Source organism: Streptomyces albipurpureus, from assembly GCF_023701525.1.
GTDB lineage: Bacteria > Actinomycetota > Actinomycetes > Streptomycetales > Streptomycetaceae > Streptomyces > Streptomyces albipurpureus.
This window is the reverse complement of sequence record NZ_JAMQAW010000007.1, coordinates 1-14,679: the sequence shown is the minus strand read 5'-3', so window position 1 is coordinate 14,679 and position 14,679 is coordinate 1. Positions and strand designations below refer to the sequence as shown.

The 14,679-nt window shown below is 68.0% G+C and carries 7 protein-coding genes; 4 read left to right on the top strand and 3 right to left on the bottom strand.

The window, feature by feature from the left end; translation table 11 throughout:
* Window positions 1-2,088, bottom strand: a complete 2,088-nt coding sequence (locus NBG84_RS07120) for a DNA methyltransferase (RefSeq protein ID WP_250918448.1) — start codon at window positions 2,086-2,088, stop codon at window positions 1-3.
* 118 nt (window positions 2,089-2,206) lie between these two features.
* On the opposite strand from NBG84_RS07120, the gene NBG84_RS07115 reads away from it, so the two are divergent.
* The 4 genes from NBG84_RS07115 to NBG84_RS07100 are packed head-to-tail and all read left to right on the top strand — an operon-like array spanning window position 2,207 to window position 11,121.
* On the top strand, window positions 2,207-4,699 hold the full coding sequence (locus NBG84_RS07115) for a DISARM anti-phage system protein DrmE domain-containing protein (RefSeq protein WP_250918447.1): 2,493 nt from the start codon (window positions 2,207-2,209) through the stop codon (window positions 4,697-4,699).
* On the top strand, window positions 4,696-8,259 hold the full coding sequence (locus NBG84_RS41020) for a helicase-related protein (RefSeq protein ID WP_250918446.1): 3,564 nt from the start codon (window positions 4,696-4,698) through the stop codon (window positions 8,257-8,259). The genes NBG84_RS07115 and NBG84_RS41020 overlap by 4 nt, the downstream gene beginning before the upstream one ends.
* A complete protein-coding gene (locus NBG84_RS07105; protein ID WP_250918445.1) occupies window positions 8,243-10,057 on the top strand; it encodes a hypothetical protein in 1,815 nt (604 codons plus the stop codon). Before NBG84_RS41020 ends, NBG84_RS07105 begins: the two co-directional genes overlap by 17 nt.
* A complete protein-coding gene (locus NBG84_RS07100; RefSeq protein WP_250918444.1) occupies window positions 10,054-11,121 on the top strand; it encodes a phospholipase D-like domain-containing protein in 1,068 nt (355 codons plus the stop codon). Before NBG84_RS07105 ends, NBG84_RS07100 begins: the two co-directional genes overlap by 4 nt.
* A 358-nt stretch (window positions 11,122-11,479) precedes the next feature.
* Here NBG84_RS07100 and NBG84_RS07095 read toward each other — a convergent pair whose 3' ends face one another.
* On the bottom strand, window positions 11,480-11,632 hold the full coding sequence (locus tag NBG84_RS07095; protein WP_250918443.1) for a hypothetical protein: 153 nt from the start codon (window positions 11,630-11,632) through the stop codon (window positions 11,480-11,482).
* Window positions 11,614-14,097: a DEAD/DEAH box helicase gene (locus tag NBG84_RS07090; protein ID WP_250918442.1), complete on the bottom strand. Its 2,484-nt coding sequence runs from the start codon at window positions 14,095-14,097 to the stop codon at window positions 11,614-11,616. Before NBG84_RS07090 ends, NBG84_RS07095 begins: the two co-directional genes overlap by 19 nt.
* Between the last annotated feature and the right edge of the window lie 582 nt (window positions 14,098-14,679).

Genomic DNA, 14,679 nt, shown 5'->3' with positions numbered 1-14,679 from the left:
TCAGGTGGTGTTGAATTCCGCTACCGCCGCCGTGGCTCGTTGGTCTGCTTCTGCTTGCAGGGTCTCCCAGTCAGCGGTTGCCTGTTGTGTTCCTGTCGCGAGGACTGCGGCGCGTACGGCGGTGCGGACATCGCCGGGACCCACCCGCAGCCCAGCGCCCCGGAGGCCCTGGATCTCCGAAAGTGCCTCCGTGGCGGCCTGGTCAAGATCGAGGGCTGCCCCGGCAGACGTGTCCGCGGCGTCCCGGCACACCACGATGACGTCGATGCGGTTGGGCTCCGCCGCTGCGGTCTTGGAGAGACTGGTCGCCACTTCGGCGATCACGGCGCGGGTGGTGGTGACGGTGAAGCCCGCGTCCGACAGCGACCGCATCAGAGCGCACCAGCCCGTGGTCTGCGACTGGTGGAAGCTAAACAGGAGGCAGCCGCCGGGTTTGAGGACGCGCCGGCACTCACGCCAGACGAGGGCTGCGGTGGCTTGGAATCCATCAGGGGTGGCGTTCTGTACTTCCTGGACGTCACGGGTGCTGGGCACGTCCGGGTAGCCCTGATAGGGGCGCATGGCGCTGAGCCATGCGTGGAAGAAGTCAGCCAGTTCCGAGTAGTGGACGTTGTCGACGTAGGGGGGGTCGGTGACGATGAGGTCCACGCTGTTGTCGGGCAGATCTGTCTGCGAGGCATCGCCGGTGGTGGTGTAAGCCGTTGCGGGTTCCTGTTCGAACTGCTGCCACGTCGTGCTCAGGGGGCGGGCGATGGGCAGCGAGGACTGGTCGACGGAGAGGACCCGGTCGGCCTCGGCCCTGAAGTCCAGCGGACTGTTCTTGTACTGGGCCGCTTTGTACAGCCGGGTGAGCACCCCGGAGAACCCGGCCGATCCCCCCTGGGCGCCCCAGGGGTCTCCTTCGACGTTGCACCGCTCCGGTCGCAGTACGTGGTTGTGGAAGATCGAGCGGACCGGGCCGGTGCCCTCCCCCTTGTAGGAGCAGAAGAGGTTGTGGTGTTCGACGGTTCTGCCGAACGATGCGATGAGAGCCTCGCGTTCCGTAGACGCCCCGGGGAGATCGCGCAGCGCCGCGCCGATCAGCCCGAGGCTGTATCGCTGACGCTCGTTGAAGAACCGCTCCCAGGAGTCGTACCCCCAGCGCAGCGCCTGGACCGTGCTGACGCCTTCCTCCAGCGTGCCGAGCGGGCGTACGAGCTCATCGGGAGACGTGTTGGCGAGGGACTTCGCCGCTTTGTCGTACAGGCAGAGGTCGAAGTTGTCGATTGCCCGGTACTCGCGCTTGCCGTCGGCGCGCAGCACCAGCTTCGCGTACATGCGTCGTTCCGGGACGGCGCCGTTCAGCGCGGCAATGACAGGGGTGCGGTGTCCGAGACGGCACGTCATGAACCTTCCGCGGGCGGCCCCATGGAACGAGAAGGTCAGGCCGCAGGCGGGGCAGTGCCCTCTCTCGTCCTTGCTCAGGTCGGTGACGCAGATGCTCCGGCAGTCTGGGCATACGGCCTGTGCGCGGGGGAATCTGCGCGGGTACGCATGGCGGGCGAAGACCCGGGTGGTGAAGAGCTCCACGTCCTCGCCGCACTCTGGGCAGTGTGCGAGGGCCACCCAGAAGTAGTGCAGGACCGGTTCATCGGAGACGGTGCGGTGCAGTTCCTGGACGGGGCGGGCGCACTTCCTGACGACCTGACCGAAGAGGTCCGCGAGCACCTCGAGGTCCCATGGCTGCAGCGCCTGCCGCTGGGTGAGCGTCGCGACGGGGTTGATGTCGCGGCCGACGGCGGCGGCCCCGAGTTTGGCCGCCTCGACAAGGGTGGTGCCTGATCCGGCGAAGGGGTCGTAGACGACGAGCCCCCGCAGCCTGTCCGAGGCGTCCGCGATGGAGTCGTCCGGCCCGGACACGGCAGCCAACAGTAAGTGGCGTGCGACGCTGCCCAGGCGCCTCGCCCACCACTTGTGAACGTAGGTCGCGGGCCGGTGCAACTCCTTGCGCCATGACTCGTGCTCGGCGATCCGGCTCCACTCCACTGGTGCCGGCCCGGCCTCAAGAAGCGAGACCAAAGGGAGGGCCGCTCCTGACTCTTCGTTCATGTGTACGCCCCCGGTGGTCCGAACCCGGATCCACCACCCTCGGGTTGGGCTGGAGCAGGTGACGGCCTGTCAATGTGCGTTACTGTAACGGCAGGTAGTGGGGGATACCAGGTGGGTGATGGCGCGCGTGACATATTTGGACTGCCTCGTCCCTCCTGACGCAGGGCCCGCTGACTTCTTCGAGCGCGTGCAGGCCCTTCGCATGACCGACCGCGGCCGTACCGTTGATCTCGGCCCGCTGGATCGTGCCACCCTGACCCTGTTGTTGCGCGCGTTGTCGAGTGATCAACACAGCATCTACCTGGCCCTCCCGCGCGGGCGGCACGACCTGGCCGTGCTGATCGGGATCTACCTCCAGCTCATACGGCGCGGGGCAGAGCTGACCGGCGGATCACCCTGCCCGATCCCTGTCGGGCCGGTAGTCGTTGTCGGACTGCGCACCAACGTCACCGTACGGCTGGCACAGCTCGCGATCGGCCGGCAGAACCTCTCGCGAGCCCTGCGCATGCAGAGAATTCGCGGTGACGGCCGGGTCGTCGACCTCCAGGGAAGGATCACGAGGGCCATCGACTCACCCTCGGGACTGTTCTACCTCAACACCGCACTCGGCAGGCCCTCGCTGGGCACTTGCGTCGGCACCGTCGTCATCGACCGCACCAGCATGGCCAACGACCATTCCTGGGAGCGCGCGCTGGCCTGGGCAAGCGAGCACGACGCCGCCCGTGTTGTAGCCGTGGGCGACCTTGGCACCCAGCCGGACAGTAGCCGGGCCTGGACGCAATGGCCGTGGAGTCCCGCGCTGCGCGCCGACGTGCGGCACACCCTCGGGCACCGCCCCGCATACGGCCCCCTGACCAGTAACGCCCTCCTCGCCCACCGCCCGGCAGTCGCGCCGAGCGTGGCCGTATACCGCCACAAGCAGCTCGCCGATCTCCTCCGGAAGGTTGTGGTGGGTGTGGTCGCAGCACGGCGTCTGCGCGCGTCGGAGTCCTGGCCGCAGCCGGTCGCCGACGCCGTGCGTCTGCACAACCTCCTGTGGTGCAGCTGGGGTTCGATCGGGAGGCACGACACCTGGCAGGTACTGATGGGGCGCGGCAGTGGCGCACGGGCGCTGGCCCGGTCGGTGTCCCGAGGAACATTGGAGGGGCGGGGCGGGCCGTGGGGGCTGTTCCGCGAGACTCAATGGCCCGACCTCCGGCGTGGCGTGCTGGACCTGTATGAACTGCTGTACGACGACAACCCGCGCTGGGACCTGCTGCTTGCGCTGATCGATTGGGCACGGGCCGACCGGACAGGTACCCCCATTCTTGTCCGTACCCCCTCCCGCTCCGCCGCCGCCGCTGTCGCCGGGGAGCTGGCCGACGCACTCGGCGGTGATGCTGACTCCCTGCTGCTCGCCCCCCAGCCCGGGGCTGCCGCCGGCAGGGGAGCCGGTGCTCTGCACGTGATGCCCTATGCGGAACGTCTGGCCTGGGACGCCTCGCCAAGGCTCGAGCTTCACCTCGGTGCCCCCTCGCCTTTACGCACCGGAGTGTTGTTCTCCGGTGCTGCCGATGAACACGTTGCCGTTGTGGAGCAGAGCGAGTACACCTGGCTGGAGCGTTCGGCCGACCGCGCGTTGAGCGGCTGGCACGAGCAGGTACGCCAGACGGCCGCAGTGCTGAGGCTGGGCGAGGTACCGGAGCCTAGGACGCCCTCGCTGCCCGTCGCGTACGGCCCTGTCGACCTCTCCGGCCCGTCCTCCGCATCACAGGATTCGCCCCAGCACGACAGCCGGCTCGCCCTCGATCTCTCCGCGCTCTTCGAGGACTACGACGCCACAGCCCGAGCCCTCGACACCCCGGCGGACCCCAGCCGCAGCGCCACAACGGCAGCGTACGGCCCGATGTCGGCTACCGCCGTGGTCACCGAACCCGAAGGGGCGGTGCTCTGGCTGCGCAGCGACGAGCCGGTCGATGTCCTCATAGGCCAGCGCTACGCCAGGATGCCCGTGGCCGCGCTCACCCCCGGCAGTCGGATGCTGCGCGCACGTGGCGACGGTCAGTCCAGACTCCACGACCGGCTCGTCATGGTGATGCATGACAGCGCCGAGGTGACCGCCATGGACACGATGATCGGCCTCTTCCGCCAGGCCATCACTGCCGTGTACGAGCAGCGAGGGTCGTGGCCGGACGTGCTCACAGCCCTGAACAACCTCGGGAGCGAGGTCTCGTCATGGCAGGCGGTGAGTAAATGGGCCGATGGCAGCGTCATCGCCCCGGAGGATCCGCAAGACATCCACCGGGTTGCCCTGCTGGCCCGGGACACTCGCCTGACCGCAGGAGGCACGTGGCAGCGCCTGGCCCGCATGGCGGAGGAACTGCGCCGTCTGCATCGGACGTTGGGCCACACCGCGGCGGCGGCGATGACCGAGGCTGCACGGGGCATGGAAGGCCCCGCGCTGCGCCAGCTGAAGACACTGTGCTCCGGGATCGATGTCTCAGAGATCCTCGAGGAATTCGACCTGGTCGTCGTCCGCCGCGTCGCCGGCCAGAAGAGCATGTCGGCGGCCGCCCTGTGCCGCGTACCAGGCCCCCGCGGCACAAGCAGCTCACCACAGGAGGCGCCGTGACCGATGCCCGCAACAACCCGCTAGCGCCGCACCCCGACAGCGCTGCCGACAACCAGCGGGAGACGGTGCTGATCGAACACCTGACGCAGGTCCTCGCCAACAGGCTCGCCGACCGCAGCGGTGCCCCGCACACGCCCCCGTGGACACCACGCGACCACGTCGTCGTCGGAGTGCTGCCCGCTGTCGCGGTCCCGCCGCGGCACGTGCAGGCACCAGACGAGGCGACGGCCGACCCGAGCCGTCGGCCCGTTGAGTCCCTACGCGGCACACAGGCGCCCCCGGTCCTGGCACTCGACTTCCGGGTGAGCACCGCCCCCGGCCGCAGGACCGCGCAACTCGCCGTCCACTGCCGATTCGCCCTGTACCTGGAGGACATCGCCAGCTACGCCGAACACATGGAGTACCTGCGCGGCCACGAAGGCCCCTCCGGTGCACAGGCCCGGCCAGGAGAGCTGCTGGGCGTCTGGCGCCGCCAGGACGTTCACGTGCCCGACCTGGTGATCGAAGTGCCGCTCGGGGAAGGCGAACGCGATCCGCACGTGCTCGGCGAGGCTCAGCAGGTGCTGGACCGGGCGGTCCGCCGCGCGGTGGATGCGCACTTCACCCGCCCCGAGGCCCGTCGCCCGCTCACCGCTGGTCCGCAGGGCCCCCAGGGACGGCGCAGGCGCAACGTACTTCCTGCGGAGGCCATGGCCGACGAGGAGGCATTCCACAGCCATGTCGCGGCACTGATGGACCGCGACGCAGCCCCTTGCGCACCCCAGCTGGTGCTGTCCGCGCACGCCCAAGCCTTGGACGGCGGCGATCACCTCGTACGCGTGTCCCTGCACAACGAAAGCGACACGGCACAGAGCGACTGGCAGGACCTCTCCGTGTACGACTGCCGCTTCGCGGTCCTTCCTGGAGACGGCATCAGCATCGTGCCCCAGCGCTTCCACCTCGCCCCCCGCGACTACCGGCTGGAGGCGCTGGCGGAGGTGATCGGTCGCGGTACCGGCTGCGCAGCAGTACCCCACGGCAGCGGTCTGCGGACCGAGACCCTGCCCGTCCATGTCCAACGCACCGTCGTGCCCCGCCAAGCCGGAGTGCGGCACCCGCGGTGGAGTGAGCTCGCCGACGAGCCGGCCCCGATCCTGGACTCCGTCGAGGTCGCGATGGCCCGCTACTCCCGTGAGTTCGCCGCCGCCTGCCGTGCCGCCCAGCAGCTGCCGCACCACAAGGCCATCGAAGCCGACCGCGCCCAGTTCGACGACGAGGCCAGGAGGTTCGGCCTCGGCCGCGAGTGCCTGGACCTAGACCCGGACCTCAAACTCGCCTTCCAGCTCGCCAACGAGGTCTTCGCCCGCGTCAACAAACACCGAAAATACGACAGTTGGCGGCTCTTCCAGCTGGTCTACATCGTCTCCCACCTGCCGGCCCTCGCCGTGCGTGAGCACCCGCAGCGGGCAGACCTGCGCGAGGAACTCGACCACACCGACGTGCTGTGGTTCCCCGCCGGCGGAGGAAAGACCGAGGCATACTTGGGGCTGATCCTCACCGCCCTGTTCTACGACCGGCTGCGAGGCAAACACGCAGGGGTCACCGCCTGGCTGCGCTTCCCGCTGCGCATGCTCAGCGTGCAGCAACTCGACCGCACCCTGCGCATGCTGATCGCGGCCGAGACGCTCCGCGCCGAACGCCAGATCGGATCCCCCCACGACGACCCGTTCGCGCTCGGCTACTTGGCCGGCGGGACGGGCAGCCCCAACGACCTCCACTGGGAGCGGGGCTGGTGGCGCGGCTGGGAGACCGAGGCCGCGGCCACCCGGGCGGGGACCTTCGCCGAAGACCATCTGCGCGACCGGCTCGTGATCACCTGCCCCTACTGCGAGCGCGACAGCGTACGGCTGCGTCTGGACACCGGCGCGGTCCGCCTGCATCACGAGTGCGCCGCCTGCCAGCGGATCCTGCCCCTGCACGTGAGCGACGTCGAGGTCTACCGCACACTGCCCGCGATCGTCATCTCCACCGTCGACAAGCTCACGGGGCACAGCTGGTTCCCCGAGTTCACCGCTTTCCAACACGGGCCCAGGCACCGCTGCGCCGAGCATGGCTACTTCTCCTTCCCGCGTTTCGGAGTCTGCTCGGCCGGGCGGGACCATTGCACTGCGCCGAAAGGCGGCTACCCGGAGGCCCGCCCGATCAAGGACCCGGTACCGGCACTGACGGTGCAGGACGAGATGCACCTCCTCAAGGAGGAGCTCGGCGCGTTCAACGCGCACTACGAAGGCATGATCGCCGAACTCCAGTCAGGAGCCGGCAGCGGCCTGCCCAGCAAGGTACTGGGCGCCTCCGCCACCATCGAGCAGTATCAGGACCAGCTCCGCCAGCTCTACGGCCGCCGTCCCCGTGCCTTCCCCGCGCCGGGATGGACACTCGGCGAGAGCTTCTACACCACGACCCGGCCCGACTTCCGGCGCGTTCACATCGGAGTGCTTCCGCACAAGCGCCGAAAAGCTGACGTCGCCGCGATCGTGCAGGGCGAGCTCCTCACCGAGATCGCCCGGCTCCAGGAGGAGCCCAAGGCCCTGCGCGAGCGCCTAGCCCTGCGCGGCCTGCCCGACTCGGACCTCCCACGGCTTCTTTTCCCCTACGAGGTCTCCCTAGCCTATGTGAACAGCAAGCAGCACGGCACCCAGCTCGACGAGGAGCTCGGCCAACTTTCCGACGACCTGCAGCACGCCGGACTCGACCGCGTCGAGCACGCGGTGCTCACCGGCGAAGTCCCTGTTCCCGAGCTCGCCGCGGCCATCGCACGGGTCCAACGCGAGCACCTGGACATCCCGCGAGGAGAGCGACTGCGCGCCTTGGTCGGCACCAGCGTGCTCAGCCACGGGGTGGACCTCGAGCGCCTCAACCTCCTAGTCCTGGCCGGCATGCCGCCGACCGCCGCCGACTACATCCAGGTCACTGCCCGGGCCGGGCGAACCCACGCAGGCCTCGTCGTCACCGTCTACGACCCCGTGTCGCGCCGCGAACGTTCCATGTTCTCCAACTTCCTGAGCTACCACCGCCTGCTCGACCGCATGGTCACCCCCGTGCCCGTCAACAAGTACGCCTACTTCGCAGCCCGACGCACCCTGCCCGGCATCGTGCTGGCGCTGCTCCACGACGCCGCCCGTGACCCCGCGCTGAAGCCACCACCGGAAGGAGCCGACTACTCCAAAGATTTCAAGCGCTGGTGGAGCGCCCAACGACCACTCCTCGACCCCTGGCTGGAACGACGCATCCCAGCCTGTTACCGCGAGCGCGTGGCGGGCGTCAACGGGCGCGGACTGGAGAACGACCTCGTTGAGCGCATTATCGAAACCTGGCGACAGGAGGAACGGCCCAACCTCAACAAGGGGGCAGAGGAAAAGCGCACCGCATACCTCTTCCTCCAACAACCGCTCACCAGCTTCCGCGACATCGACAAAAGCACATCGTTCCAGTCGCTGACCAGCAGCCAGGACGCCTTCAAAGCACTCGCCACCAACACCGCCGACAGCAATAAGGGAGGCAAGGATGAACCGCAGCCGTAGCCAGGCCATGACCGCCTTCCTGCCCGGCGCCGTCTTCCGCCACGAACAGCGACTACGCGGCAGGGTCCAGGCAGTCGACGGAGACGTGGTCAAGAAGCTCAACGAAGACGTCATCTACGACGAGATCTCCCGCTACCTAGAGCGCTGGAGCGAAGACGCCAGAGCCGCCCTGCCCCTACCGCAGGGCCGACTCCGGCAGAACTTCGTCCTGGTCAGCCCCGACCTCGTTCGCTTCGAGGTATTCCCCCTCGTCCTCGAATGCGTCCGCCGCTCCTGCCGCCGCGTGCGCACCTACGTGAAGCCCCAGCAACTGGCGGCCGACCCCCGGTGCCGCACCTGCGGCGCACAGCTGCGGCAACTTCCGTACTTCAACGCGCACAACTGCGGACGTGTCCGACCCATGTACGTGCCCAAGTGCCGCGTCCCCGCGCACGGCTACGACCACATCATGTTCGAGAACACAGGAAGCTTCATCACCGCCCTCTGGCGCTGCGTCGGCCCAGGCTGCGGCGGCGCGAAGCTCCAGGGCACCTCGCAGTCCCCCTGCGGCTGCGAATGGAAGGACGCAGCCGGCCGCGCCATGATGCGGGCAAGGACGTTCAACGACACCCGCGCCTACCAGGTCCACGCCCTCCAGCTCGTCAACATCGACAACTCCGAGTTCCGGCAGTACCAGCGCCACCCCCAGCGCGGCCGGATCGCGGCCGCCCACTACCTGAACCTGATCGACTCCATGGCCCAGGGTCTCGGCGACGCCTCCCAGAGCGTCACGGTGCCGCGCCTTTCCCCGCAGGAATGGCAGCAGAGAGAACAGCAACTGCGCCAGATCTGCATGGGGGAGGAGGAGATTAAGCAGTTCCGCAGACTGATGGGTCCAGAGGAGAGCGGCCTGGCTGCTCTGCCCAGTGCGGACGCCGACAACGCGCGGTGGGAACTGCTCAGCGCTGACCGCCCTTTCGTGGAACGCGCAGCCGTCTTCGACCCCGCCCAGATCCAGCGCATCACCCTCGACGACCAGTGCGCACGCTTCGCCGAGCTCCAGGACCGGCTGGCCCAGCAGACCACGGAACGCGCCCGCGAGCAGGCACGCACCCTAGGTATCGCAGAGATCGCGGTCACCTGGGAGTTCCCTGTGGCTCGAGTCGCCTTCGGCTACACCAGAGAAGATCACGAGCCCGAGCGGGGCGTCCTGACCGGCTTCCACAACAAGTACCACCACGACGGAAAGTACCCGGTCTACGTCGCAGCATCGGACACCGAAGCCCTCCTGGTCACCTTCTCCGCACGTTCCGTCCTGTCGTTCCTGAACGCCAAAGGACTTTCTGTCGGGGCGGCCGACGACGAATCGGCGGCCCGCCAGCGGCTACTGGAACTGTTCACGGACCAGGACGACCCGGAAGCCGTCCGTGCGGCAGCAACCGTACACACGGTCATCCACACCCTCGGCCACCTCCTGCTTCGATCCCTGGACGACGGCCAAGTAGGACTGGCCGAGAACACGCTCGCTGAATGGGTCGTCACGAAGGCGCTCACCGTCGCCATCTACGCCGACAACGTACGTGAATTCACGCTCGGATCACTGTGGACCCTTCTCAGCAACCGCGTTCTCAGCTGGCTGGAAAGTACCGCAGACTCGGTGCTCAGCTGCGAGAACGACCCGCTGTGCCATCAGTCCTCACCACGCTGCTGCGAACGCTGCGTCTACCTCACCTTCGGCTGCCAGCTGTTCAACGACGACCTCGACCGGGGCCTCGCCGCAGAGTTCCTCCGCCACACCGCCACCTCGAGCCACACATGACCGACGAACTGAGACCGCTGGTCCCGCTTGCCCAGCTACTGGAGCGCCTCGCGGGCAGCTACGCAGCAGCCGCCCGATGGACACGGGAGATCGCCAGAGCAGACACCCTCGACGCCCTCCGCGAGCACGGGGTCGCAGACGATCACGCCACCGCCGTACGCCAGCTCGCCGCCGAGTGCGGCCTACTGGGCTCAGACCGGCACGCAGAGCTCGTCCCTGCCCGCCTCTCCCAACTCCAAGTACTCCTGGATGTATTGGACGGCCTTGACCCACCGCCCGCAGCACCACCATCCGAGCGCCCCCTGGTGTTCACCACCCCGCGAGCCGCCGCCCACCTGGTAGCACCCCCCGTCCGACGCCTGGACCTGCTAGTCCAGGACGTCATCGCCGGAGCCAACAGCGAACTCCACATCGGCGGCCCCTTCTGGAACCGCCACGGCTGCGACCTACTGCGCGAGGTTCTGCTGCCCGCCATCGCCGAGCGCCAGGTCGCCGTCCACTTCTACGCCCACGACCCAAGCAGCCGAGCCCAACCTCTCAGCGATCTCGTCAAAGACTGCGCTGACTACGGAAGAACGTCCCTGTACTGGTGGACCGGCGCCAACCCCGGCATGATGCACGCCAAGTTCGTGGTTGCCGATCGCACCACCGGCTACTTCGGCAGCGCGAACCTGTCCTCCCTCGGTCTTCAAGAGCACTTCGAGATCGGCATGGAACTGGGAAGCACCCAGGCATCGTCACTGGTGGACTTGTGCACCCGGTTGCGCCAGGAAAGCTTCTTCGCCCAGGTCACCGAGGGGCCGGGACGTGCACCGGACCCGCTCGTCCTTGTGGAGACCGTCGACGGGAAACGTCGCTTCGGCCAGTTGCGATCCTGGCACACCACCAGGGACGGCCACCGTGAAGCGGATGTGCTGTGCCGCCTCTCGGACGACGCTCCCCGACCAGCCAGAGTCCGCGTCGATGAGAGCCACATCCGGCTATTTCCCGGCGTCGACTACGCAAACGTGCCGACAGCATGCGGTGCCCGGGCAGACGACGGCAAAACGGAAGGCCCCGGGTAGTTGGCCACACGAGGCCCTACGCTCCCTCTATGCCCGTGCGCGAGAGCAGGCTCGGTTCCCGGAGTACGGCCGGGCCGCACGGCCTGATGCTGGCGGCTCCGCCCCTGGTATCAGGCCGGTTCAGTCATCGTCCGGTGCGCTGCCGATCCAGGCGATAGGCACCTCCGGCATGGTGCCTCAGGGCGGAGCCCGGTCCTCGTGCCCCGCGTCCAGCACGCAGATCCGCCCTCACCGTCCGTGTCTTCCGGACAGATCCCGGCGAGCAGAGCCACATCGCCCGTACGAACCGCGTACGCGCACCGCTGCTGCAACATCTTCAACTCACCCTCAAGCTCTGCCCCGGCACGGCGGTCCTCCTTCAGGGCCCGATCCGCTGCACCTCCGGGGCTCCCAGCACGGCGCCGAGTACCGCCTCGGCCTCCGCCCACGCCCGCCGGCGCTCATGCCCGGCGACCGCCGTACGGATCTGCCCCGCCTCGATGCCGTCGCCGTTCATGCGGTCTTCGCCCATTCCAGTCCGAGGTTGGCCAGCCGCTCCAGCTGCTCATCGGTGAGCGTGGCCCGTCGGTTCTTCACGTTCGACAGCCACACCCCGAGCCGGACCGACGTTCCGTCGGGCAACTCCTCGGACCAGGACCGCGCTACCACTACCGTCCCCTCCCGCGCGGTGTGCTGGGCGAGCGCGGTGATCCCCCGCTCGAATGCCCCGGCCCGCGCCCCGCCCGCCCGCCGCGGTCGCGCCTTAGCCGCGACAGTGACCGGCACCTTCTCCGGCGGTCGGACACCGAGCTCAACCAGACGCCCACGCTGCCCCCCGGACAGCTGCTCCCACCCGTCCTGCTGGGCGACCAGCCACGCGCCGACGTGGAGCCCGTTCACCATCGCCCCCGGCTCCACGCACCCGAGCGCACCCCCCGGAGCCACAACACCCTTCAGAGTGGCGTAGTGCCTCTGCCAGTCGATCGGCCAGTCCGGGTTCCAGTCCGGATCGATCGCGGCCAGCGCCGCCGCACGACGCGACGCCCGCGCCTGATCCTTCCCGAGCCCGTTCTTCTTCCGCGCGTTGGCCAGCCACTGCCCGATGGGCCGGTCCATCATCATGGCCGTGACCGGCGCGGCGAGCGTCCCGTACGCCTCGAAGTAGGCCTTCGCCGCACCGAGGTTCTCCCCCCACACAGCGTCCGTCGGGTCCCACACGACACCCAGCGCCTCCAGGTCCTCGGCCCGCTCTGGCAGCATCGTCCCGGCCCGCATCGCACGGCGCTGATCTGACAACCACCGCCCCAGCGGAAACCCGCCCTCACCCCGCTCGTCCCCGCCCTCGACCCAGTTGTACGGCACCGCGAGAGCACCCTCCCGTTCCCGGTACGCGACCGCCGCCCGGTGCCCCGCACGCCAGTTCGCGTGCTCCGGCTCGATCAGGTTGTACTCCACCATCCGCGCCACCAAAACCGGGTCGCGATGGACCCCAAACCGGAGCAGCAGCCGCTCCTCCTCGCCGTCGTCACCCTCGGGCGCCGGTCCGAGCCACGACGACACCGGCTTCGTCCGATGCAGGTCCTCCGACGGAATAGCCAGCATTTCGACCGCACGCTCATCATGCGCCCGCAACCCTGAAAGAACCTTCAAAAGCGGACGATAAGAAGCCGAATACGGCATTTCTTCCGGAGTTTCATCCGGGCCGAGAAAAACAGGAACAATCAGCGTCGCCAATTTATCCTGACCAGGCTTCTGCCGCAGCGCCCGTCCAATAGCCTGGACGATATCCACCGCCGACCCCTTGGGATCAATCAAAGCGACAGAATCCACACTCGGACAGTCGACCCCCTCACCGAGAACCCGACAATTCGACATCACCGCCCGCCCTGCCCGCCCCCCGAACTGATACAACTCCTGCGCCCGCATCTCCGGCTCATGCTCACCCGACAACCACCCCGACCACACCTCCTCCGGATACCGCCCCGGATCAGCTGCGTGCAACCGCCCCGCCACCCGCCCCAACCCCACCGAGAACGCCTGCGCCTCGACCGTCCGGTGATGGAAGGTGATGCACCGCTCCAACCCGTGCTCCGCCATCGTCTCCAACAACGCCGCCTGAAGCACCGCCAGCCGCTCACCCCGCACTTGCTCCTCGAACCGCTCCTCGCCGTACAACTTCTCCAGAGTCAGCCGCTCGTCCCGCAGCTCCACCACCACGATCTGATACCGCGCCAGCAGCCCCCGCGCGATCGCATCCGACAGATCCAAAGCCCACAGAACCGGCCCGTAGATCCGCTCGTCCGACATGGAGCAGGCCATCTCCTTCGGCAGCCGGTCCACCGGCGCCCGGCGACCCGCTTCCCCGCTCCCCTTCGGGAACTCCGTCCGCCAGCGGGGCCGGGGCCGCTCCATCCAGATCCGCGGCGTCGCCGTCAGATACAGCCGGCGCATCGCCGGCAGCTGCTCCTGGTCGTGGACGACCGCCCACGCCTTCCCCAGCGACCCACTGGTTCTGTGGGCCTCGTCCACACAGATCAGGTCCCACACGTCCATGGGAAGCCCGTACGCGCCCTCATGAGCCTCGGTCAGCACCGGCAGCGACGCGTACGTTGCGAACACCGTCACCGGCCCGCTGCCGTAGTGCAGCGCCAGCTGCGGGGCGTTCGTCGTCGAGGGCACCCGCAGGTCATACAGACGCGGATCGTCATCCATCGAGCACACCGCCACCATCGGCCCCGAACGCCCGAAAGCCCGCCATTCCCGCACCGTCTGCGCAAGCAACTCCAGCGTCGGAAGAAGAACCAGCACCCGCCCATGCGGAGAAATACGCTGCGCCGCCCCAGCAGCAATGAACGTCTTTCCCGTGCCGCACGCCGCGTGCACCTGACCGCGCAGACCATTCCTCGGAATCTGCTGCCCAGGCTGGATTTCCAGCCCGGCGACAATGGCGTCCACCGCTTCCGACTGATGCGGGAAAAGCGTGATCTCACCGGTCATGACGAATGGTCTCCAGATCCCGAGGGAGGGGTAGTAGTTCACTCGGGATGCTACCCGTGCATCACTTGATGCTCGATGCAGATGCAGTCCGATACATCACATCGGCTGATGGTTGTCCTGATCCCACCCAAGCATGGCCGGTCAGTGTGCTACGGTGCAGAAGCATTGCGCATCACCATCACATCGCGGGACGGGCTGGTCCTGGGTGTGACTTTCCGTCAGGACAAGACTCTCCACCCCTCCGGCTCGACGCCCAGACAGGCAGGGGGAGAGCAGGGCCAGTCCCGGGAGGCAGTGCCCACCGATTCGGGATCCCACCCGGTGGCAGAGTGATGCACCTCAACTCTCTACCCGTAGCCAGCCCGGCGAAGCCGCCAGGACGGGAGCGCAGCGGACGCCCCGTCAACTCCGCGAAGCGGAATTGACTTCCCTACAGGATTGGAGCGCAGCGGAAATCCAATTCCCGCAAAGCGGGAATTTCCATAAACCGTGCAGCGGTTTATGGAAGGCGCGACAGCGCCTTTAAGAATTCGCGAAGCGAATTCCATCACTGCCATGCGCGCAGCGCATGGATACCCGCTC

Bases quoted from the DNA above. Each gene is read 5' to 3' on its own strand.
- NBG84_RS07105 (WP_250918445.1), top strand. From the start codon at position 8,243: ATGAACCGCAGCCGTAGCCAGGCCATGACCGCCTTCCTGCCCGGCGCC.
- NBG84_RS07115 (WP_250918447.1), top strand. From the start codon at position 2,207: ATGGCGCGCGTGACATATTTGGACTGCCTCGTCCCTCCTGACGCAGGG.
- NBG84_RS07095 (WP_250918443.1), bottom strand. From the start codon at position 11,632: ATGGGCGAAGACCGCATGAACGGCGACGGCATCGAGGCGGGGCAGATC.
- NBG84_RS07090 (WP_250918442.1), bottom strand. From the start codon at position 14,097: ATGACCGGTGAGATCACGCTTTTCCCGCATCAGTCGGAAGCGGTGGAC.
- NBG84_RS07120 (WP_250918448.1), bottom strand. From the start codon at position 2,088: ATGAACGAAGAGTCAGGAGCGGCCCTCCCTTTGGTCTCGCTTCTTGAG.
- NBG84_RS07100 (WP_250918444.1), top strand. From the start codon at position 10,054: ATGACCGACGAACTGAGACCGCTGGTCCCGCTTGCCCAGCTACTGGAG.